General features: G+C 44.4%; 23 protein-coding genes. 18 read left to right on the top strand and 5 right to left on the bottom strand.

Annotation, left to right across the window (positions count from 1 at the left end):
* Positions 1 to 139 precede the first annotated feature (139 nt).
* The 3 genes from WAA15_RS15980 (at position 140) to WAA15_RS15970 (ending at position 3,593) form a co-directional block, all read left to right on the top strand.
* On the top strand, positions 140 to 1,252 hold the full coding sequence (locus WAA15_RS15980; RefSeq protein WP_337043805.1) for an HlyD family secretion protein: 1,113 nt from the start codon (positions 140 to 142) through the stop codon (positions 1,250 to 1,252).
* Positions 1,253 to 1,256: 4 nt separating this feature from the next.
* The gene (locus WAA15_RS15975; RefSeq protein WP_337043804.1) at positions 1,257 to 2,816 is read left to right on the top strand and encodes a DHA2 family efflux MFS transporter permease subunit; all 1,560 of its coding nucleotides are present in this window, start codon (positions 1,257 to 1,259) and stop codon (positions 2,814 to 2,816) included.
* A 453-nt stretch (positions 2,817 to 3,269) separates the two neighbouring features.
* Positions 3,270 to 3,593, top strand: a complete 324-nt coding sequence (locus tag WAA15_RS15970) for a LytTR family DNA-binding domain-containing protein (protein WP_337043803.1) — start codon at positions 3,270 to 3,272, stop codon at positions 3,591 to 3,593.
* An 89-nt stretch (positions 3,594 to 3,682) separates the two neighbouring features.
* Here WAA15_RS15970 and WAA15_RS15965 read toward each other — a convergent pair whose 3' ends face one another.
* On the bottom strand, positions 3,683 to 4,495 hold the full coding sequence (locus WAA15_RS15965; RefSeq protein ID WP_337043802.1) for an SDR family NAD(P)-dependent oxidoreductase: 813 nt from the start codon (positions 4,493 to 4,495) through the stop codon (positions 3,683 to 3,685).
* Between the two features lie 241 nt (positions 4,496 to 4,736).
* Between WAA15_RS15965 and WAA15_RS15960 the strand changes: the two genes are divergently transcribed.
* The 7 genes from WAA15_RS15960 (at position 4,737) to WAA15_RS15930 (ending at position 10,921) form a co-directional block, all read left to right on the top strand.
* Positions 4,737 to 5,717, top strand: coding sequence for a J domain-containing protein (locus WAA15_RS15960; RefSeq protein ID WP_337043801.1), 981 nt, complete (start codon positions 4,737 to 4,739; stop codon positions 5,715 to 5,717).
* A gap of 68 nt (positions 5,718 to 5,785) precedes the next feature.
* Positions 5,786 to 6,184, top strand: coding sequence for a hypothetical protein (locus WAA15_RS15955; protein WP_337043800.1), 399 nt, complete (start codon positions 5,786 to 5,788; stop codon positions 6,182 to 6,184).
* Positions 6,185 to 6,475: 291 nt separating this feature from the next.
* Complete coding sequence (locus WAA15_RS15950; RefSeq protein ID WP_337043799.1) at positions 6,476 to 8,047, top strand: SBBP repeat-containing protein; 1,572 nt, start codon at positions 6,476 to 6,478, stop codon at positions 8,045 to 8,047.
* Between the two features lie 238 nt (positions 8,048 to 8,285).
* Positions 8,286 to 9,233 (top strand): hypothetical protein, encoded by a 948-nt coding sequence (locus WAA15_RS15945; protein ID WP_337043798.1) that lies wholly within the window; start codon positions 8,286 to 8,288, stop codon positions 9,231 to 9,233.
* Between the two features lie 142 nt (positions 9,234 to 9,375).
* Positions 9,376 to 10,035: a hypothetical protein gene (locus WAA15_RS15940; RefSeq protein ID WP_337043797.1), complete on the top strand. Its 660-nt coding sequence runs from the start codon at positions 9,376 to 9,378 to the stop codon at positions 10,033 to 10,035.
* Positions 10,036 to 10,099: 64 nt separating this feature from the next.
* Positions 10,100 to 10,294, top strand: coding sequence for a hypothetical protein (locus tag WAA15_RS15935; RefSeq protein WP_337043796.1), 195 nt, complete (start codon positions 10,100 to 10,102; stop codon positions 10,292 to 10,294).
* A gap of 87 nt (positions 10,295 to 10,381) precedes the next feature.
* A complete protein-coding gene (locus WAA15_RS15930) occupies positions 10,382 to 10,921 on the top strand; it encodes a hypothetical protein (RefSeq protein ID WP_337043795.1) in 540 nt (179 codons plus the stop codon).
* A 152-nt stretch (positions 10,922 to 11,073) separates the two neighbouring features.
* Here the strand turns inward: WAA15_RS15930 and WAA15_RS15925 are convergent, their stop codons facing one another.
* A complete protein-coding gene (locus WAA15_RS15925; RefSeq protein ID WP_337043794.1) occupies positions 11,074 to 11,316 on the bottom strand; it encodes a DUF6766 family protein in 243 nt (80 codons plus the stop codon).
* 233 nt (positions 11,317 to 11,549) lie between these two features.
* Here WAA15_RS15925 and WAA15_RS15920 point away from each other — a divergent pair, with 233 nt between their 5' ends.
* Both WAA15_RS15920 and WAA15_RS15915 read left to right on the top strand, forming a co-directional pair.
* Positions 11,550 to 12,089 carry a YciE/YciF ferroxidase family protein gene (locus WAA15_RS15920; RefSeq protein ID WP_337043793.1) on the top strand — a complete coding sequence of 180 codons (540 nt, stop codon included), beginning with the start codon at positions 11,550 to 11,552 and terminating at the stop codon, positions 12,087 to 12,089.
* A gap of 317 nt (positions 12,090 to 12,406) precedes the next feature.
* On the top strand, positions 12,407 to 13,495 hold the full coding sequence (locus WAA15_RS15915) for a PD-(D/E)XK nuclease family protein (RefSeq protein ID WP_337043792.1): 1,089 nt from the start codon (positions 12,407 to 12,409) through the stop codon (positions 13,493 to 13,495).
* A 209-nt stretch (positions 13,496 to 13,704) separates the two neighbouring features.
* On the opposite strand, the gene WAA15_RS15910 is transcribed toward WAA15_RS15915, so the two are convergent.
* Positions 13,705 to 14,532 (bottom strand): hypothetical protein, encoded by an 828-nt coding sequence (locus WAA15_RS15910; protein ID WP_337043791.1) that lies wholly within the window; start codon positions 14,530 to 14,532, stop codon positions 13,705 to 13,707.
* A gap of 367 nt (positions 14,533 to 14,899) precedes the next feature.
* On the opposite strand from WAA15_RS15910, the gene WAA15_RS15905 reads away from it, so the two are divergent.
* The 3 genes from WAA15_RS15905 to WAA15_RS15895 all read left to right on the top strand — a co-directional run bounded on the left by WAA15_RS15905 (position 14,900) and on the right by WAA15_RS15895 (position 18,345).
* Entirely contained in the window at positions 14,900 to 15,637 is a 738-nt protein-coding gene (locus tag WAA15_RS15905; RefSeq protein WP_337043790.1) for an Ig-like domain-containing protein, read from the top strand.
* Positions 15,638 to 15,908: 271 nt separating this feature from the next.
* Positions 15,909 to 17,318: an ATP-dependent DNA helicase gene (locus tag WAA15_RS15900; protein WP_337043789.1), complete on the top strand. Its 1,410-nt coding sequence runs from the start codon at positions 15,909 to 15,911 to the stop codon at positions 17,316 to 17,318.
* Between the two features lie 295 nt (positions 17,319 to 17,613).
* On the top strand, positions 17,614 to 18,345 hold the full coding sequence (locus WAA15_RS15895) for a carbon-nitrogen hydrolase family protein (RefSeq protein ID WP_337043788.1): 732 nt from the start codon (positions 17,614 to 17,616) through the stop codon (positions 18,343 to 18,345).
* Between the two features lie 78 nt (positions 18,346 to 18,423).
* On the opposite strand, the gene WAA15_RS15890 is transcribed toward WAA15_RS15895, so the two are convergent.
* On the bottom strand, positions 18,424 to 18,549 hold the full coding sequence (locus tag WAA15_RS15890; protein ID WP_337043787.1) for a hypothetical protein: 126 nt from the start codon (positions 18,547 to 18,549) through the stop codon (positions 18,424 to 18,426).
* Here WAA15_RS15890 and WAA15_RS15885 point away from each other — a divergent pair.
* The 3 genes from WAA15_RS15885 to WAA15_RS15875 are packed head-to-tail and all read left to right on the top strand — an operon-like array spanning position 18,541 to position 21,426.
* Complete coding sequence (locus WAA15_RS15885; RefSeq protein WP_337043786.1) at positions 18,541 to 18,678, top strand: hypothetical protein; 138 nt, start codon at positions 18,541 to 18,543, stop codon at positions 18,676 to 18,678. The two genes, WAA15_RS15890 and WAA15_RS15885, sit on opposite strands and share 9 nt — an antisense overlap.
* A gap of 12 nt (positions 18,679 to 18,690) precedes the next feature.
* A complete protein-coding gene (locus tag WAA15_RS15880; protein WP_337043785.1) occupies positions 18,691 to 20,004 on the top strand; it encodes a hypothetical protein in 1,314 nt (437 codons plus the stop codon).
* A gap of 24 nt (positions 20,005 to 20,028) precedes the next feature.
* Positions 20,029 to 21,426, top strand: a complete 1,398-nt coding sequence (locus WAA15_RS15875) for an alpha/beta hydrolase (RefSeq protein ID WP_337043784.1) — start codon at positions 20,029 to 20,031, stop codon at positions 21,424 to 21,426.
* Positions 21,427 to 21,447: 21 nt separating this feature from the next.
* On the opposite strand, the gene WAA15_RS15870 is transcribed toward WAA15_RS15875, so the two are convergent.
* Positions 21,448 to 22,533: an FUSC family protein gene (locus WAA15_RS15870; protein WP_337043783.1), complete on the bottom strand. Its 1,086-nt coding sequence runs from the start codon at positions 22,531 to 22,533 to the stop codon at positions 21,448 to 21,450.
* Between the last annotated feature and the right edge of the window lie 33 nt (positions 22,534 to 22,566).

The following is a 22,566-nucleotide window of genomic DNA, read 5'->3' as shown; positions in this document are numbered from 1 at the left end:
AAACCGACCGTATCCCCAGAAAAACAAACGCAAAAACCACCTTCCCCAACAATGGCAGCTTAGGCCACCATTTGCGGGGAAGAACTGGGGAGAAACACAAAACCAACATTTAAAAACACATTATTTATCATAAACAATCATGAATACCAAAGTAATAATCCGTGTTGTGGGCGTTATCGTGCTGATTGCTGCCCTTTTCTATGGCTACAAGGAAATCCAGTACCTGCAACGCTATGAAACCACCGACGACGCACAAATTGATGGCGACGTAGACCCCGTTACGCCTAAAATTGGTGGGTACATTAAAGAAATTCGTTTTAAAGACAACCAGCCTGTAAAAGCGGGCGACACCCTTTTTATTATTGATGATGCCGACTACCGCATCAGGGTAACACAAGCCGAAGCAGCCCTGCAAACAGCCGAAGCAGGCAGCGGCGTAAGCCAGCTTAATATTGGTGTAGCGGCGGCCACCATTCAGACCTCGCAAGCCAATGTACAAACGGCGCGTAATCAGGTAAGCACCGCTCAGGCCAACGTAGCGGCCGCACAGGTAAGGGCGCAGAAAGCCAACCGTGATTTTGACCGTTACAGCCGCCTACTGGCCGAAAAAACCATTCCGCAACAACAGTTCGACAACGTACAGGCCGAGCGAGACGCCGCACAGGCAGCCTTGCAAGCGGCGCAGTCGCAACTCGAAACAGCGCAGTTGCAGGTAAATGCCGCCAATACACAAACAGGTGTTACGAGTTCGCAACGCAAGGCAATTGCCAGCCAGGCGGCGGTGTCGCAGGCTACTATCAAGCAGCGTCAGGCCGAACTCGAACTCGCCCGACTGCAATTATCTTATACGGTAGTAGTAGCGCCGGCAGCAGGTGTGGTATCGAAACGCTCGGTACAGGTAGGGCAGTTAATTCAGCCCGGTCAGGCACTGTGTTCAATCGTAACAACCAATAATTTGTGGGTAACGGCCAACTTCAAGGAAACACAGTTAACCAAAATGGAAATAGGCCAACCGGTAGATATTGAAGTAGATGCTTTCGGAGATGAAAAACTGACAGGCAAGGTTGAGTCGTTTGCCGGAGCCACAGGCGCGAAGTTCTCGTTGATTCCGCCAGACAACGCCACCGGAAACTATGTAAAAGTGGTACAACGTGTACCCGTACGAATCGAAGTAGATAAAAACAGTCCGGTTTTTGCCAAATTACGCCCGGGTTTGAGTGTAGGCGTAGCCGTTGACGTACAAAAGAAATAAGCTCATGTTGAAGTTAGGATTTGATAAATGGATAATAGTACTGACTGTTACCACAGCCGCCTTGCTGCAAACCATTGACTCGTCGATTGTAAACGTAACGTTGAATCAGATGATGGGGAATCTGGGGGCATCGCTGGGCGACATCAGTTGGGTTGTAACGGGCTATGCCGCCGCCAGTGCCATCATGATTACGATGTCGGGCTGGTTAAGTGCCAAGCTCGGTCGCCGTAATTACTTTGCGGCCTCAATCATTGTGTTTACGATAGCCTCCATATTTTGCGGGCTTTCGACCAATGTCTGGGAACTGGTGTTTTTTCGGGTAGTGCAGGGTATTGGCGGCGGCGGTTTACTTACCACCGCACAGGCCATTCTGATTCAGACCTTCCCGAAAGAAGACCTCGGCCTTGCCAATGCCATTTTCGGGATGGGCGTTATCATCGGGCCTTCTATCGGGCCTACGCTGGGCGGGTATATAACCGACCACCTTTCGTGGAGTTGGGTGTTTTACATCAATATTCCGTTCGGGATACTGGCTACTTTCCTGACATTCAGTTACATCAAAGAACCCACCGACCCCGTGCCTGTGGGCAAGATGGACTGGCTGGCACTGGTATTACTGGTGATGGGTGTAGGAGGCTTACAGATTATTCTGGAAAAAGGCCACGAAAAAGACTGGTTCGAGTCGGGCTTTATTATCGTCATGACCCTTATTGCGGTGGTGGGGCTGATTGGGTTTATCTGGCGACAAATCATTGCGCATATCCCGATTCTGGACATCCGTTTGCTGGCCAACCGCCGTTTTGCGGTAGCCAACCTGTTTAACTTTATTCTGGGGTTTGGTTTGTTTGCATCGGTGTTTATTATTCCGGTTTTCTGCCAGACCATTCTGGGCTTTACAGCCAGCCAAACGGGGTTGTTGCTCATGCCCGGGTCTATCGTAACAGGGTTTATGATGCTTATTGTGGGCGTAGTGATGCGTAAAAACCTGATGTCGCCCATCTGGTACTCGGCCATTGGCTTTGCGCTCTTTGTGGCATTCTGTTACTATCTGTCGGGGCTGAGCCTTTCCACAGGGCCTGACGATTTCTTCTGGCCGCTCATGATACGCGGTATAGGTATGGGGCTGATTTTTATTCCGCTCATGACCATTACCGTGGCCGACCTCGAACCCGCCAAAATGGCGCAGGGGTCAGCCCTTTCGAGCATGGTTCGGCAGTTGGGCGGTACGTTCGGCACGGCCATCATGACTACGTATATATCGACCCGTACCGTATTTCATACTAATCGCCTGAGCGACAACATTACGGCCTATAACCCAATTTCGGTTGAGCGCATGAAGCAGTTTGTGGGGTTGTTTATGTCGAAAGGAGACGCAATGGTAACAGCCACCGAAAAAGCCTATAAGCTCATGCAGGGAACCGTTGTAAAACAGGCATTGGTATTAACCTACGCCGACACGTTTCTGGTGATAGGCGCGTTTTTTCTGGTGTGTTTGCCTTTGTTGTTATTGTTTATAGGGAAGAAAATCGAAGCGCCAGCCCATACAGAAATGGCCATGGAATAGTAAGTAGTTTAATTGAATAATAATAGGTTTGGTAAAAAAGGCACAGCATTTTGTTGTGTCTTTTTTTATGCAAAAGCCATACTCAATTCCTGTATGGTGTGCATTGCCCCACAACCAACCCATGCGCAACCTAACCCGCTAGGGCAGCTATGATTGCAGAGGCCAGCCCCCGCGCCTTATATGTCAAGGCTGCTACCACCCCGCTTTTGCCGCTCATTCCCTCTACACATCTGGTATGTTTGCGCTTCAACCCTACCCGTGTTTTTTGACCTTCGATAAGGTGTTATGGTAACCAAAAAAAAATCTTTGAAATTTTTTCAGAATTGATGTAACCTTTCCAGACACAACTGAATTAATAACAAATTTTGCTAAAAACCATCTGTTAACGGCCAAAAGCCTGACAGGTGCCAGACATAACCTCTTAGTTTTTAACCCTGTAAATTGCTATTAATTATGGAGAATGAGAATGTAAACCTTAGTGTCCGAACAATTGTAGCTCCCTCGGAAGTTATCTTTTTTGAAGCTAATATCAACTATACGCTGATACACTACCTGACACATAGCGAAATAGTAGCTATCTCGCTGAAACAGGTCGAACAACGGGTAAAAGAGTTCCGTTTTTGTCGTATCCATAAATCGTACCTTGTTAACCTCGACTACATAGCCAGCGTAAACAGCAGGTACGAACTCGAAATGGCTAACAAACGTTCGCTCGCTATTGCCCGCCGCAAAGCCGCCACCATACGCCGGATGATGAAAAGCAAACGCGCAGCCTGAGAGTAAAGTTCTACATTATAGCCAAACCCCGCCACCTGTTTGCTGGTGTTATGCCAGTAAACAGGTATTAGCATAGCGGAGCTACTGATTTATTTAATTACGCCCTCTCTGGGTTCTTGCTGTTTATACATATTTTGGGTGGCAATTTCATCGGGCATAAGGTTGCTCATGGCTACCTGCATTTTGTTTTTTAGTCCTGACACCACCATGTCGTCGCCGTTCATCAGGGCATTATAGCCATCCATGGCTACGTCGGCGGGGTCGGCCAGTTTGTTTACATCCTGTACTATTTTCGACTGGAGCATATCGGCCTTACGGAAAAAATCGGTAGCCGTAGCACCCGGCAGCAACGACGTAACCGTTACACCGCTTTCTTTCACCTCGGCCCGAATGGCTTCCGTAAACGAATGCACAAAGGCTTTGGTGCCATGGTATACCGACTGAAACGGCCCCGGCACTTTGCTGGCTATTGAAGCCAGATTCAGGATTCGGCCATTTTTACGGCCTACCATCTCAATCAGAAACAGTTTCGTAAGCGTAACCAAGCTAATGATATTCAGTTCGATGATGTCAATTTCACGAGCGAGGTCAGTATTAATAAATTCTCCGTACTGGCCTTGTCCGGCATCATTTACCAGAATATCGACCCTTATACCCTGCTGTTTCACGAAGTCGTATACCTCAAAGGCGGCTTTTCGCCTGAAAAGGTCTTTGGCTAACGTAAGTACCTCAACCTGATACGCCGACTTTATCTCGTGTGCGGCACGGTCGAGGTCCTGTTGTCCGCGGGCAACAATCAGCAGGTTATAGCCATCTTTAGCCAGTAGTCTGGCCAGTTCGTATCCGATACCACTTGTACCACCCGTAATAAGTACGTAGGGCTGTTGCTTTTTTTTGCTCATTGTTTTATGCGATTGATGTACGCTTCTGGGGCGAAAAAAACAGCCCAGCGGCCCATTGCCCCAATGTTGTGGCAGAAAATCAGCAATGCCCGCACGGCGGGGAAAAAAAGCGGCGTAACCACTAACCTATATGGCCGAAACAAACATAAACCCAATAACGAGCCGATAAAAAAATGTTTCGGAAAAACGTTTCATAAACCTCTTTTTATAAAAAACTGTAACAATAACCCAATAAAGCCTTATGATAAACCTTGATAAAGCCCTCGACATACTGGAGGTAAACAACCCCAGCGAGGTGAAACCCGAAGACCTCAAAGCCATTGCCAAAAAAGCTAAAAGACGCTGGCACCCCGACACCATTGCCGGAATGCAGCCATCGGCCGAGAAAGTGCAGGAATATGAAGAAAACTTCAAGCTCATCGATGAAGCCATTGCCGTGCTTCAGTCGTTCATGAATGGCAGTTACCACAACCCGCAGTCGGCCTACAAGGGGCAACCCAAACAAGCCCAGAAGAGCAGCGAGGAAATTCTGTGGGAACAAGTGCCTGAAATGCAGGCAACGCTGCGGTCGGTTTTTGAGGAGGTCAAAAAACGGAAATTCATGTATACCGAAGAAACCGTGGTGCTGTCGGAAGGCGACACCATCAAAGACCTCATGAACGAAGACCTGAAACAAGAAGTACCCTACTATGCCGTAGTAAGCTATTTCTTTTCGGGCTATATAGGCTTTATACTACTACTTGCGGGGCTTTTTATTGGTTTTGTAGGAGGCCCAACGGTGCAAAATATCGTAACGTTTGCCCTGTTTGTTTATGCCCTGTTCCAGACCCTCGTGTGCCTTGCCCTGATTCTGCCCATGTCGCGCTTCTGGCTTCCGCCGGCCGTCTCCGACCTCATGGTGAAGGTAACCAATTTTAACATTAACTTCTTCAATAATTTTGTGTACAGAGTGGGGTCGGTATGGCATTTTATCTTTGGTTTCCCAAAACTACTGGCGCGTATTTTCTATGTAGTAGTGTTTGTATTGTATCAGCCTTTCATACTCATTTTTGGGCATAGAGTCGTGCGGCGCGTAGAGAAAAAGCAAGCCTACTACGCCAATTTTGCCGACTGGTACATTCAGGAACTGATACACCTGAACCGTGCTGAATTTACCAACGACCAACTGTTTCATCTGGGCGAAATGTATACCTACCTGAGCCGTGTAAAAGAACAATCCTAAACAACACCGCCCTAAGGCTGGCACATATTTTTAAGCTAGTTATGTACCACATTAAACTAGTTAAAACTATGCAAACGATTGAAAATACACCCAGACGAGAAGACGACCAATTGCCTTTTGGCGAACCAAATACCAAAAAGGAGTCGTCACAGAATAACCCTGCCCAACAACAGCAGGCCAGTAATACGCCCAACCAACAGCAGGGCAGCCAGCAAACAGGCAGCCAGCAGGCACAACAAAATAACAATACTGGCGGGCAGCAGGGAGAATCGGAGTATCGGGGGCAAGGCGGCCAAGAGTATGACGTAGATGCCGACGATGCCGTTAACCATCAGGCCGATTATTCGGGCAATAGTGAACGCGACAGAGCAGATGCCTCGCCCGACCGAGACATGGAGTCTCAGCATGATTCAGACCAGAATATTAATCCGGGCGACAAAGCTCCTAATAAAGATTTCAACAGATAAACCCTGACGGCTTTTCTGTACAAGAAAGACCTCGTGCCAGCAGGTAAGCGTTTTTTCTCTCGGCAGTAGAAAAAGATTTTTACAGAACGCTTGCCTGTTGGTTAATGAGGTTTTTTGTTTTTGGGCGGTAGCAAAGCATTCCCTGGCCTTGTTTTATAGCCCAAACCACCTGTAAACCAGTAGTTTCAGCCATTTAGTAAATAATTTTTTATTTTAATCTCTACATCGCTTTTCGTACTTTATATTTGTTGGAACTGACCAATATTACAAGACTTGTTCCCTTTTCTAAAGATGAAAAAACTGATACCTTTACTTCTTCTGTCGTTTGTTTTTATTAATACCCTTGCCCAGAATGTCAGCATTGTGCCGGGGGGCATTACGCCTCTTGTTCCGCGGCTTTCGTACAAAGCCATTCTGGATATTTCCAGCCCCAAAGTGGGCGACCTCGCCGTTGATACCACCTATAACTGTATGCGTTTTTATAACGGCAACAAATGGGTGTATTTCCTGACTTCGGAAGATACCCAATTACCCGATAAAATTCAGCAAATGGGTGGCCCAACCGACGACCTCGCCTATTCGGTAGCCGTTGATGCCAGCGGCAATGCCTACATTACGGGTTATTTTACGGGTACGGCCATTTTTGGTAATATACAGGTAGTTTCTTACGGCGGGGGCGATGCCTTCGTGGCTAAATGTAACGCCGCCGGCGAGGTGCTATGGGTGCGGCGCATAGGGGGGCCGTCTTACTTTGATGTCGGGATGTCCGTCACGGTCGATAACCTCGGGTATGCGTATGTAACCGGAGCCTTCAAAGGCACGGCCACCTTTGAGGGGTACGGCAACATTAGCTCCAACACCAACTCTTACGATGTATTTATTATTAAGTACGACCCCAGCGGCAATGTGTCGTGGGTGTCGAACGCAGGCGGCACACTGACCGACGCCGCCAACGACATTGTGCTTGACAACAACGGAAACGGCTACATTACGGGGTATTTTAACGGCAGTGCCTATCTGGGCAGTTCGCTTACATCGGCTGGCGGAAGCGATTTCTTCATTGCCAAATTCTCGACCTCGTCGGGTACTTTATCGGCGGCTATCGGTGGCGGAGGCACCGCCGACGACTCCGGCAAATCTATTATTTTCGACGGAACTTCTGTCTACATCTGCGGTACTTTTCAGGGTACTGCCAGTATTGGCACCTCAAATTCGACCTCAAACGGCGGGAAAGATATTTTTCTGGCTAAGTACAGCACCGCTTTAGGCTTTACCCGAAAACTGGTATTAGGCGGAACTGCCGACGATGAAGCCGGAGACCTGACCTACATAAACAAGGTTTTTAATATGGGTGGGTCGCTCGCCGACGGCGGCGTGATATTCAGCGGCTGGTTTGCCAGTAGCAGCATGAGTTTAGGCAGCATGGCGCTTACGTCGTCGGGGGCGCGCAATATGTGCCTCATTAAACTTACGCCCCTGTTCGATGTGGCATGGGCAAACTCCATTACAAGCGGAGCCGACAACGAAGGCCACGGCGTGGTTGGCGATACCGAGGGTAATATTTACGTAACGGGTTATTACAAAGCCAACTCTATTATAGGCCCACAGGTGCTGGCCTCGAACGGCAACTCAGAAAAAAAGATTTACTACGCCAAATATAATTATGAAGGCAACCTGCTGTCGGCAAAAGCCCCAACCAGTAATTCGGCTTATTCGGAAGGCTTCGGTACTTTCTTGGATACCAAAGGCGTGCTGCATATTGTTGGTTATTTTGCAGGTTCTTTAACCATTGGTACGCACAGCCTTACCTCGGCAGGTACCACAGACGTTATTCACTGGAGTATTCTTGAAAAACGTTTATAATCTTAACTTATGCACTTGTTTATGAGGGGATATGCGCAACATATCCCCCTTTTTATTGCCCTGTTATTCGTTTTTATGGTTTAAATAAGCATCTTTGTACACAAATGCGCTGGCTGGCTTCTGATAAAACCCTTCCCTAAGCATTCATACATTAACTTAATCAATATCCGCCGGATGTCTGTTTATGCTGCTGACTATTATTAATCTGTGTACAGATATCGGGCTAAATTCAACTATCATGAAAAAACAATCAATTTTACTGCTGGTGATATTCACCGTGCTGTCTGGCTACGCATTTGCGCAAACTATTGAAGCCCCTGTTAAATGGAAACTTGGCGACACCTGGAAATATAAACTTGACCAGCGCGATTTGGGTGGCATTACCGGTGGTGATGTATACACAACAAAAGGCTTTCAGCTAAAAGTACTGGCCGTAAACCCCGAAGGAAAACCGGGCTACACCGTTGAATGGAAATACACCAGCTATACTACTTTCTATACCGACACCCTTGAAGAAGAATGTGCCGTTACGTTCAAGAAGTTTCTTTTACAAACGCCTATCCAGCTAAAATTAAATGCCAAAGGCAAATACGTAAGCTGGCTTAACAAGGCCGATATTAAAAAGAAATTCACAACGTTTTATGCACAGGAAGCCAAAAAGAACGGCAGCCAGATGTGTATAGAAAGCGCCAATTCAATGATGGCTCTGGGTGGCACTTTTGCCGATTACTTTGAAGCCCATGTGCCTGAAATACAGGTTTTCTTCAAGGCATTTGGTCTGCTACCTGCCGAGGCCGACTACAAAAAAGATACAACCGAAGTTTTTCAGGATTACATACTCGATGCCACCAAAACCATTACCTTGCCTAAAAGCATTGAAATGAAGGCTTCGGCTATTGCGGGCGATGCCGTGCAGGTAAGCCTGATATCGAGGGTATCGGAGCCTGATTACAAAAAGTATTTCAATCAAAGCACCAAAGCGGGTTGGGATAAAATGAACATGACACCCGATGTCAGAAAAAGTTTTGATGAGCAACTGGAAGCATTTCAGCCCAAAAGCAGCGAGTCGTTCAAGGTAGTTTTCGACAAAAAGAACGGGGCTGTCAGGAAATTTGACTATGTAACCGAAATGTGGGGAATGCTCAAAGGCGGCGAGAGCAATTTCTATGTTTTTGAACAGCAATAAGCCTGTACTAAGCCATGCCGTTGTTTTTGTCAGGAAACAACAGCATGGCTTAATTTAAAGAAGAACAAAATTACTTTATCCAATAGCCAATATACGTATAATAAGTTTTTTACGTTTTAATGGAAGCTAAGCACTTTCTGTGATGAAAAAATTACCCGTGGCTATACTGTGCCTACTGGCTTTTAATGGAGCCATAGCACAAACCAAAAAATTTACAGTATCTCTTTTGCCTGCTATTAATAAAGAAATCAACGGAATAGCCGTAGGGCTAGCCGTAAACTCCTCTCATGATGTTAAGTTTTCCCGTATCAACGGCCTGTGTATCGAGCTTCCCGGCATCGGTATTATCTTGCCTCTGGTTCCAAGCGACCCTATCTTTGAGGAAAAAGATGAGTTTTATCTGGACCCCATAAAGCTCGATTCGGCCATTAAAGCCTTCGACAAATCGGTATATAAAATACATGGTGTGGTGGTATCGCCCGGAGGCATAGCCGGGCATGATGTAAGCGTCAGTGGTGTTAACCTTAGCGGAGCCAATACATTTACCGCCAAACTAAACGGTTTTTCAATAGCTATTCTCTTAAATTTAAACGGGGTTGTGAATGGGGTATCTATCGGAGTCCTGAACGAAACCATGCAAACACGTGGCATACAGTTAGGAGTGTTCAGCGTTTCAAAAAAAATTAGAGGTTTGCAGATGGGCTTGTTTACCAAAACATTAAAACTGAAAGGAATACAGATAGGCCTCTGGAACATAAACGAAAAAAGGAAGTTTCCTTTCTTTAACTGGAATTTTAATTAGAACTTTGATTCAGAATTAAGCATCTGCTCCGATGTTTTTTGTTTCCGGCTTAGAATTAATGCACATGAAAATCGTTATTCGTATAATAAAAATCATTCTTATTCTTTTATTAACCATAACCCTGTTTTTCTGGATGAGCCTGTATGGTAGTGGCTATACGCCTCCGCGAAACAAGGAAATCACCTATGGCATTTATACGGTGGTGCTAGGCGCATTGCTGGCTTTACTGATTTTTCTGCGCCGAAGGCTGGAGAAATAACGCCACCCAAGCACAAAAACCTAGCTAACAATATACCTTTGTTGCTATTATGCTAAGGATGACTGATGACTAACGAACAACAAAACATTGAATACCGAAGTACCTAACAGAACATCATGGCCGGAGCCGGATAACCACAACCGCCCCTCTGGCAGGCTGGCTACCTACACAAAAGAGTACAGCCTGAAACATCTCGGAATAATATTTGTCGGACTCTTACTGGCAAGCCTGCTGGTTTTTGCCGTAGTACGATACAGTTTATCAGAACGAACCAAAAAGAGTTTTCAGGTAAACAGTTCGGCTGCCAACCAAAAACGATTAAAACGCAAAGAACACCTTGTTGAAGAAGCCGCCATGCTGACCGATGCCCGACTTTTAACTCAGCTGCTTGTGATAAAATCGCTCGACAAACCTACCAGTTTTCAGGATTTAGGCTGTATGGCACAGTTTTACAATAAGCCCGTACAGGGCAAAAACAGCATATTTACACCGTATTTCAAGGTTTATATCCGATACTCGTTTGAAGACAGCCTCGGCAATACTATTTTAACAAGAAAAAACTTTTATTTCGACGAACATCTGCAATTCATAGAATTTATTCAGTTGAGCAAATACGGCAAATCCTGATGGTTGCATACATACACAAGCGTATAGGCGTTTATCAGGAGCAAAAAAATCAGGCTAAGTAACCGCAACCGGACAGGAACATGGCAGAGGAATTATCGGAGGGCAGATAAAATCGTACCATTACACATCCGACGACCCCTCTGGGCTGTTTTTTACCTCACCCCTACATGAACGCCTTTTAATTGCACCATATTAGGAATTAAATACGAAATAAACCCCATGGCAGTTAACGCAAATTGCTCTTTTAATTGCACCATATTAGGAATTAAATCACCTTTTAACTCTTTATTATATACGTACCAGCCTGTAACGGATTGCCCACCCCAGAAAACCAGAAACAAACCTGCTAAGGCCAACGAAAGTCCGTTTTTCTTTAAGAATGATACCTTTTTCATGATTCCTAACTGCTTTGCCAGACTCTGGCTTTTATAAAAAATCAACTAAAATATCAGACCACGCAAAAGTGAGGAAAAAATTGCGCTGGCTTTCTAAGGTGTGGCAACAGGCAACCACTTTGAGTAGTTTTGTCTATACAATTCCACAACTAAACATGGGTATATACCTATGGCACAACTTTTTTTGCCTAAGCAACGAAACTTTTCTTTTTTTATCTTTAACTATTAATACCATGAAAGATTCAAACAACAGCTTTTGGGGAGCAATTGCCGGGCAGGAAAGCGAAAAACTGCAAGAACTCTTTGTGGATGGCCTGAAAGACATTTACTGGGCCGAAAAACATCTGGTAAAAGCATTGCCAAAAATGGCTAAAGCAGCTACCTCTGACGACCTCCGCAGTGCCTTTGAGCAGCACCTGACCGAAACCGAAGGCCATGTAAGCAAGCTCGAAAAGGTCTTTGACCTCATCGACCACAAGGCACAAGCCAAGCATTGTCCGGCTATGGAGGGCCTCATAAAAGAGGGCGAAGAAGTAATCGAATCAACCGACAAAGGCACCTTCGTACGGGACTGCGGTTTAATTATGGCCGCACAAAAAGTTGAGCATTACGAGATTGGCTCTTATGGTAGCCTCAGAAGTGTAGCCCGTATACTTGGGTATCATGAAGTGGCCGAAGTACTGCAAACTATTCTTGATGAAGAAGGAGCAGCCGATAAGAAACTGACAGATTTGGCGGAGTCACACATTAACGAAGAAGCAGCACAGGAATAAGCTGTGTGCGAATGAGTGAGCAGCCATCCCGCCTATGTAAATCATGGGAACAGATATTCCCCCTGATTAAGAAATCCATACAATACAGATGCACCCCCATAAGCCTTGCCCACGCAAGGCTTATTTTTTTTGATTATCAATCAGCTTAAGAGGTAGGTATAACACAATAACATTACCTTATCAATACCTACATAATATATTCATTTTCAGACACTTACAATACTTCATTGATAAATTTTTCAGATTTATCAAATATTATTAAATATGTTTGTAACTATTTGATAAACATAGAACACCCTTAAAAAACACCTTTGCTAATGACAGAATACGACACCACATTCAGAAATCTAATAGAAAACCCATTACTAAAAGAAATAAATACTCTACCAGAACCCAATATTTTAACCATTGGAAAAGGAGTAAAAGAACTAACCATCAGTAATTTATATGCTTACTTTCTTAACCCGCATGAGTCTCATGGGTTGAAGAGTTTATTTCTTGATTCCCTTAGAGAACTCTTAGATTTGAAAACAGATTTTGACCTTAATACAATCAGTATCAAGAGAGAAGTACACCACAAAAAAAAATATATTGACATCATCGTTAGAGATGCTTCAAACTTAATATTAATTGAGAATAAGCTCTTTGCGGATATATACAATAATTTGGAAATATATGAATCTTATGATAATGAAAAAACTGGAAAATACCTGATTATTTCAGTAGTGAAGTATTATGAAAGCATTGGAGAATGGCAGGTAAGCACCCATCAACAACTATTTCAGATTATTGAAAAAAGGTTTGAATTATTGGCTCCTAAAATAAACATTAGACAGTCAGAAAATTATAAAACTTTCATTGAAATACTAAAACAACAATACGACATTGTGGAAAATCTAACAGAAAAACTGACTTTTCTATCAGATAATAATGAACAAATAATCAACTTGTTTAGGCTTGTGAATGAAGTAAAATCAAGTTATCTCCAACAAGTTAGCTCTATCATAAGAAGCACTCTTGGGAAACAAATTAAAGTAACTATTGAAAGAAAAGCGTCCATGAACTTTAAAATACAAGGTACACCTTTGTATGGATATGTATTTTTCAATGATGAAAATACTAATAAACTTCTTATCAATATTTGGATTGCGGGAAGTGAATATTGGTATGAAGAATGGCATAAGGCTACCAATGGAATTTTTAGTGAGCTTGTAAATGAATACAATGGCCGCTTAAAGGTAGCCAAAGAGAAAAATAATAGTAAAGACTGGACTTCTATATTCTACAAAGAATATGAAATTAATAAACCAGATTTTGAAATAAACTTTATCCAATCTATCAAAGAAATTTGGCAACCACTCATCACAGCATTACAAAAACTTAACCATACAAAAAACAGTAATTAGCCAGAATAGTACCGATATTTTTACGCACTCCAAAGAATGTATTGTGGTATAATCATGTGGCGAAAGCAAGGTTAATTCATTCAATAGAATTACTCTGAAGATTGGACGATTCAGGCAATTCTCCAGACTTAAGCCCTGCTATCAACAAACCCCTGAAAAGCTCAGTGCCACGCCAGTTATTGGGCTATATATTCTTATTACCGCCTTTATCAGATGCCCTTGCGTTGCTTGCTTCGCCCCCGATAAACTATCAATAAATGGCTAAGGGTTTTACGAGCAATGTCCAAGTCGCTTATTTCTATTTTTACCAGACCACTAGGGCAATTATACGACAAATAATTCCGGCTGTTTTTGCCTGACGCATCGGTGTATGCTTCTTCATTGTAGACCTCCCGCCAGTCGGTAAACGGAGCTGAAGCCGTTTGTATTCCGTTTTCGTTGATAATAATCTGCGGCTTGCGGTTTATCATTCCCCTGTATCCGATGTAGGTTATCAGTAAGCCCACTAACACAAAAAATGGCCCCATTACATAATCTTCCCGCAGAACACAAAAAAACAACCCTACTGCAAGTACCAGTACACCCAGCCCGAATTCAAGCCTCTTTTGCATTTTAGATATATAGACCCTTGTTTCCTGCGGCACACTCAGGTCATCCGTAAAGACATCATCTTTCAGAAATTTCTGTTGGAGGTCGGCCCATTTTACCTCTTCGGTCGCTGTACGTATCTCTGTTTTCTCAAAAAAACTTCCCCGCGGCCAAATCAGACTGAGTCGTACGGCCTCTCTTTCCAATCGGTGTACATTACGCACATTTTTAAAAGCCCATAGCCGCCATTTGGTAACCATCACACTCCACCAAAGCCACGCCACCAAAAAAGGAAGTATTATGGCTAACAGAATCCCAAACCCATCAATTAGCCTTGCAGAAATCAGATAATAATCAATAGCACCCCCTATTATCAGAATGCCTTTGGTGGGGTAGTCTACCATACGCTGCCCTTTACGCAGGGCCTCTTCAACGCTTACAGTTTCCATATTTTATTGTTTGGCAGTTGTCACAGTTATTCAGTACTTGGTAGCCATTATAAGTACATTATGTTTTCAAAATAAGCTATAATTTCTGATATTCCGAAAACCTCGCTGACAGTTTTTTTTCATCTTTCATGCCGTTAAACTCAACCTTGTTAACAATGTGGTTAGCCGCTTCGTACACTGCAAAAATGCACCAATCTACTTGTTAACATGTATAGCCGTTAAATAAAAATCGCTTGATTTTGCTAGCCCGCAGAAGGTTCTTTGCACAAAAGATTTTATTGAGCTGACAACACAGAACTACCCGCTTTTGCGCTTGCCAAGCTGCTGACAAATTTCAAATCAAAACGTATTATTCAAATCAATTTTTATGATGAAAAAACTGTTCATGATGTGTTTTATCTTCTGCTGTGCCTGTACCAAAGAAGACCCTCTGACTATCTCGGACCCAAGTTTAGAATTAAAATACGATAGCAAACACTTATTTACTGTTAAAAAAGGCGCGCAAACACTCTCTAACTCACTAATCGACTGGAAAGTAAGCGACACCAAAATAGGCACTATTGATTATGACGGTAATTTTAAAGGGCGTAAAATCGGCAAGACCGATGTCATTGCCTACACAAACGAAGGAACTGTAAAAGCTAGTGTTGAAATAACGCCGTATACCAATATGTATACCGAACCCTCGGTGGATTTCAAAAAATCGGCACAGGCAATTAAATCAATGGAAAAAAGAAAAATAAAAAGCGAAGACAACGAATATATTTTTTATGCCGGAGAAAACAGCAAAGTACAATATGTGATTTATCATTTTACGAATAATCAGTTAGAATCTAGCCTAGTCATATTAACCACAACGAAGGCAGTTGTTAACGAGTTGGCAGACTTTATTCATGAACGTTATCCGGTTTCTGGTGTGTTTCAAGGCCTTGCAGTAGCACTAGACGATAATAAAAACTATTGTATCTTTATGGATGTTGACGATTCTCTGGGGCTGGTGGCTATGTATTTACCCTACACCCCCAACAAACGCGAAAAACCAGACCCTGATTATTTAAAAAATATACTGAAATCTTACAAAGAAGCCATGCGCGCAAAAAAATAATTACGGGTTTGTTCAGCCACTAAAATCTTTTCTTGTGGCAGGTATGTTAACATACCTGCCACAATTTTTTTCAGCCAATAGGTTTTTCAGCCTTATACCAACCCGCAGCCAATTCAGCCTTGTAAAACCTACTCTTTATACTACCACACGTCAAATTTTGTAGCACTAGCAAGCCCATTCCGTAAAAACATCAAAAAACTGGCTTATTTAAACAATATTTCCTGCAAATTTGCTGTATATTGAACATATTACCCGAATTTCTGAATCCCTCATGCAAGGTCTTATTGTACTCATTTTGTTTATTGCCATTGTGGTTTTCTGCTTCTATATGTATGAAAAGCAGAAAAGTGCCTTCACCGTTACCGACGAATTCAAAGACATTCTGCATCTACTGAACAACACCAGCGAAAGTATTTTTATCAGCGGAAAAGCCGGCACTGGCAAATCGACGTTATTGCAGTATTTTACCGCCCGAACCACAAAAAAATACGTAATACTGGCCCCGACGGGCGTGGCTGCCATGAACGTAAAAGGCCAGACCGTACATTCGTTTTTCAGGCTTCCGCCGAGGCTCATCCAGCCGCATACACTCAAACCCGAATACGCCAAAAATGCCTTATATGAAAACCTCGACATGGTTATTATCGACGAAGTTTCGATGATAAGTGCCAATCTTATGGATGCCATCGACCAGTCGTTACGTATTAACCGCAACCGCCCCGACGAGCCTTTCGGTGGCCTGCAAATGGTTTTTATCGGCGATTTGTTCCAGTTGCCTCCCGTCGTTAAAACCGACCTCCAAGAGTACTTCAAGGCTACCTACGGGGGCAATTATTTCTTCGACAGCCCCGTTTTTAAAACCGATTTTTTTTATCACCGGAAAGAACTAACACACGTGTTCAGGCAGAAAGACGAACGTTTTAAGCAGGTACTAAACCGCATACGCGAAAACAACGCCAGTTTCAAAGATTTTGTGTTGCTCAACAGCCGCCACCGCAACAACGTGGGCGACAACAACAGTTCGGTGTTTCTAACAACCACCAACCGTAACGTAAAGAAAATAAACAAAGAGAATCTGGCAAACCTGCCCACAAAAGAGTTCAGCTATGAAGCAGCCCTGACAGGCAAAATCAACGAGGAGTTTGAACAACTAAAAAACCGCTTGGCCGAAAAAAAGATTTCGGAGCAAGAATTTGAAGATGAAATCGAGATGCGTTTCCCGACCAATGTGTTTCTGAAACTCAAAGTTGGCGCACAAGTAATGATGATAAAAAACGATAGCCTGAAACGCTGGGTTAACGGCACTGTGGGGCATATAAGCAAACTAACAGAAACAGCCATCTGGGTAGAAATTGGTGCAAATGTGTACCAGCTTGAACGCGAATCGTGGGAGGAAATCAGCTATCGGTATGATGCCCGAAGCAAAGAAATCAGAGAGAATATTCTCGGAACCTTCACGCAGTTTCCGGTAAAACTGGCTTGGGCCATGACAATCCATAAGAGCCAGGGCAAAACATTCGACAAAGTGGTTATCGACCTCGGCAGCGGGGCGTTCAGCCACGGGCAAACCTACGTAGCCCTGAGCCGCTGCCGTACCCTCGAAGGCATTGTTCTGAACAAGGAAATCCGCCCCAGCGACATCATTGTCGATGAACGCGTAATTGCTTATTACCAGCATTAAAAGGGCAATACACATTTTTTCTTCGCCACCCTATAACCTCATACCATTGGCATAGAGGGCATAAAAAACACCATCTGGCAACAGTACCTTGCCAGAATATTATTTGCTATTCGATGCCATTAGCCAGTATTTTATAAGCTAAACTGGCTTATTCACAAGTTGTCCACATTTTGTTTTTCCAATTTACCAATCAAAACCTACTACCAACCAACAGCCCAAACCACTTATGCCAGTGCCAGTTATTTTATTTGACCAATATCTATTAAATTAGCCTTGTTATATTTCTCTGGCAAACATGAAAATCGGTCTGGCACAAATACGCCCTGTCAAGGGCAATATTCCTGCTAATACACACAAGCACGAGCAGCTTATTAGCCTTGCGGTGCGCCATCAGGCCGACGCCCTGTTTTTTCCTGAGCTATCTCTCACAAGCTACGAACCCGAACTAGCCCACGCACTGGCATTAGCACCTGATGCTGGCGTGCTTACTGTTTTTGAGTCGTTGGCTCATGCGCACCGTCTTATGCTCGGCATAGGCGCACCCTTGCGCACACCCAAAGGCATACAGATTGCCCTCTTTGTTTTCCGGCCCGATACCAGTCGGGAAATATATGCCAAGCAAATGCTCCATACCGACGAGCTTCCGTATTTCGTACAGGGTCATACGCAACTCATCCTGCAACACAACGCCCTGAACATTGCCCCTGCTATCTGCTACGAATCGTTGCAAGAGAACCATGCTGCCCATGCACACGCGCTAGGGGCTAATATATATCTGGCCAGTGTAGCCAAGTCGCAAAAAGGCATCAACACTGCCTTTGCCCATTACCCACGTATAGCCCGCCAGTACAATATGCCCGTTTTAATGGCAAATAGTACAGGCCCTTGCGACAACTTTGAAAGCGCGGGGCAGAGTGCCGTCTGGAGTAATACGGGCGAACTACTCGCCCAACTCGACCACACACAGGAAGGTATCCTGATTTTCGACACCACTACCCACCAATGTGTAAAAGCACGCGTAAACTAGCCTTTTGGGTACCGAAAAATAGAAAAAATGGTATCCTGATACAGCGTAACCATTTTCTCCGTAACTTTTAAACAGTATTTATTGCTGTGCCTGAAAAACTCCTGCCAACGTGCGTTTGTTTACCTGTTTAATTGTTGTTGTTGACCATAAAGTTTTTCTGAATCTTAGCCCCATAGCAAGCCTGCACCGCATAAGTTGAAGCATTACGGATGGATTGATTTGCCAGAAGATACCCCAATGCCATTGGCACAACAGCAAACAACTATGTACCCTGACAACGCCAATACGGCCTCATTACAGGCTTTAGCTCATAATATTTTCGTACTCATTTAACCCATATTACCCATGTTTCAGAATGTTGCCTTCGATGTAGTCATCGGTCTGGTGTTTATCTATCTGCTATATAGCCTTTATGCCACAGTAATACTCGAGCTTATTGCCTCCATACTGGGCTTGCGTGCGCGTAACCTGAGCTACGCGCTCAACCGTATGTTATCAGACGAAAAACAATACTCCAATAAAATCAAATCGTTCTTTGCCCGTTTGTTTACGTCGTTTGTACGTGTCACCGGCAAAGCCATTAACCAGAAGGACAGCCCCCTTTTCAAGGCTTTTTTTAATCAGCCGCTCATCAAGTTTCTTTCAAGCGGTGGGCTGGGCAATACGCCTTCTTTTATTTCGCCCGAAAACTTCACCAAGGCGTTGCTCGACTCCTTCAAAGCCGATAACCCCAATGCTGGCCCGCTGGCGGCCATCAAACAGGGGCTTGAAACCTCGCCGTTGTTTACCGAAAACTCCGAAACAAAAAAACTGATTGAGTCTTTGCTCGACGATGCCAACAATGATGTAGAGAAATTCAAGAAATCATTAGAAAGCTGGTTTCTTAATACCATGCAACGGGCTTCGGGCTGGTATAAGCAAACCTCACAGGCTTTTCTGATATTGATAGGGCTGGCTTTGGCAGTTACGTTTAAAATCGATACCTTGTCTATCATAAAAAAACTCTCGAACGACGAAGCCGCCCGCAACAGGCTGGTAACAATGGCCGTTGAGTTTAGCGAGAAAAACCCAACCCTACCAACAGCCAATGCAAAAGACAAAACCGCCAAGCCACAAGACAATAATAAAAAGCCAGATGCTAGCGCATCAGCTACCGCCAAAGCCAATAAGAAAAGCCCGCCAGATGACGCTAAAGCAAATAACATTACCCCGCCAGATACCACCAAAGATGCCGCACAACAACAGTTAGACATGGTTCTCGACCTGAAAAAAACGTTGGAGGCCGACATAAAAGAATCCGAAAGTATCCTGACCTCGTGGGGGCTTCCTGAGTTCTTAAAGTATGACTCTAACACTGCCATACCTAAAGGCTTTGTGCGTATGCCATACGGAACTTCAAAGTTTCTGCTTGTACCCGAACACCTCGACATACCTGTTTTGAAAGAAGCCTTGCCGCCGGCGGAATCGTGCAACCCAAAAGAGGGCTTTGTTACTCTGAGTGCTTTTAAATATAAATGGCACTATTTCTGGGCGCATTTAGGGGGTTTTGTGCTTACCATACTGGCACTTTCGTTGGGTGCGCCATTCTGGTTCGATACCCTTAACAGGCTAATTAAACTCAAAACATCTGAAGGCAACACAAATAATGGCGGCAAATAACAATCATCTACATTAAGCATACTCATGAAAGGAATCATTAACCGTAACACAGATGTTTTTGCAAGCCCTAATACCAATGCTCAAAAACTGCAAACTTTAACGGTACAAGATATTGTCCAGATTAAAAAACCCATTACAGGAGACACCATCGAAGGGGATGATAGCTGGTACGAAATCGACAATGGCCGTTTCGTGTGGGCCGGAGCCGTTGAAGTAGATGCCGAATGCCCTACCCTGACCGACGAAGACAAAGCGCAATACATTGTGTCGTTTATTGAGGTAGACGACTTTGGCAAACCCAAACTACTAAGCGACCGCGCCCCCGACCAGCTTTCGTTTATGCCTGTGCGCCTGCCTGTTGAGGAAGCCAACGTAAGGCTCAATCCGATGCCTTCAGGCTTCTTTGTAAACAGGATTCTGCAAGACATTGATGCCATGCAAACCCAACGCACCCACGTCTTTATTTATATTCATGGGTTTCAGTTAAGGTTTATGGCTAACATGAAGCTCGATTTACTGAATCATTTTGCACAGAATTACATGGCTCATCCAGAAAACGCTATTGCCAAAGTTATATTCCTGATGTGGCCTTCGCAGGGGCGGGCAGACCGTAAAGAAGTTGACGACGACAGCATCAGGGCAGGCGAAGAATTTACCCAGAAAGGTTTTTTCAGTTTCTTTACCGAACTATCGCAGCAACTCAAACAGCGCGGAAAATTCCTGAATCTGGTGGTGCATTCGTTCGGTTTGCAGTTCCTGAACGGCATGACAAACCCCCTACCCAACGGCTTGTCGACTACCTTCGAGCATATTTTTTTAATGGCCCCCGACATTACGCACATGGCTATACAGAAAGACGTACAGCCTATACCAAACAATTTTAAACGGAAAAACAGCAAAGACCCGATTTTATATAACCTCGAAAACCTCAAAAAAATAAGTAACCATATACATATTTTTCATGACCAGAACGATTTTCTGCTTTATGCCAGTACCAAAAAATTTGTAGGAGCCAAAGCCCTCGACCAAGAACCAGACACTCAGGAACGGCAAAAGAAAAGCAACTTATACCGTAACCTCGGCAATTATGGCGATTTTCTGGCAAAACAGGCCAATAAATTACAGGATGGCTTTACGTTTTTTAACCTAGCCGACCTCATCAAGGGGCAGAATTTTACGCCTACAAACCAATATCCGTTCAGGTTGCAGAACCCCGCCACACTCAGAGATGTAGCAAAGATACTCCAGAACGCCGATTACAAGGGTGTAGGCAGCTTGGCAATTCTGGTAAACAACAGGCAATACACCAATTATCATCGGTATGTGTTTACGTGCAGGGCCGTGGTCGATAAGGTGCTAAACCTGCTGCGCCAGCCACAAGCCAACGACAACGAGCCGCCAGTTATAGCCGCCGCAGAGTAACCAACAGCATCCGCAAGCATTTTATGTCTGTTTCCGAAGAATGGCAATTCTTGTTTTGCGGAGTTGCCGTTCGGCTTTCTGATGCAGTTTCTGGTTATGCAACAGCCAGCCACCCAGCACGCCTATCAGGCTACCAATGGTAATATCCAGAAAACGCGCGGCAATTACACCATTAGCATCTATGCCCGCCCCTCGGCTGAGTTCAATCAGAAAAACGGTCAGCGGTGTAATAAATATTACTGCCAGTGCATAATGCCTCACCACCAGCACCTCAATAATAAACTGTAACACAATAATACTGATACAGATTTGCAAAGTAGAAAGGTTAAGCCGCAGCAATACCCACGAAAACCCCATACCCACAAACGTACCCACAATACGATGAAAACTCCGCTGCCCCACCTGCACCACATTCATACCCTGCATAATTGCCAGACACGAAACAGGTATCCAGTACGGGTTATCAAACTCAAAAATATGCCCTGTCAGCAACGAAAGCGCAATAAATAACCCTATAATCATCGACTCCGTCAGGTTAGTATAATGGCGTTTTCTGGCAGTAGGGGCTTTGATTTTCTCAGGATACTTCCTCACAATATACAGGCTATACGCCATCGCAAACAAGCACCCGCCTATGGTTCCGAGGGCTATCAGCCCAACTTTAGCCGGAATAGCCAGCAAATCGAAAGGCATACAACTAGCCATTGAGGCTATCATCACAAAAAAGAAATTGCCCGGTGGCGGCAGCCTGAAATAATTGGTAAGCCAGTTTACACCAAACGCATACAGCCCCAGCACCGCCGCCGATAGGTAAGTATTAAAGCTGAAAACAATACCTATGGTAAAACTAAGCACAAACCCGAACGAACAAGCCAACAGCGTAAGCATTCGGTTTTCGAGGTTGGTTGAAGGCAGATACAAAATAACCAACCCGCCCATACTGGCCAACGTACCGAAATCGAGCCGGCCAACCGCATACCCCGCCAGCAACGGCAAACCCACACAAACCGAGGCCAACACCGGAATGTGCCACAGCCGCTCCGACTGCTTTAACTGGAAAAACAGCCTGATTTCGCGCCGGATAATATCTTTCGTTTGTGTAAACATCAAGGCAAATATACATTTTTATGCAAATAATAA

The organism is Emticicia sp. 17c (assembly GCF_037153985.1).
Classification (GTDB): Bacteria; Bacteroidota; Bacteroidia; order Cytophagales; family Spirosomataceae; genus Emticicia.
The sequence above is the reverse complement of the archived record's forward strand: the minus strand, read 5'-3'. Positions and strand labels throughout refer to the sequence as shown.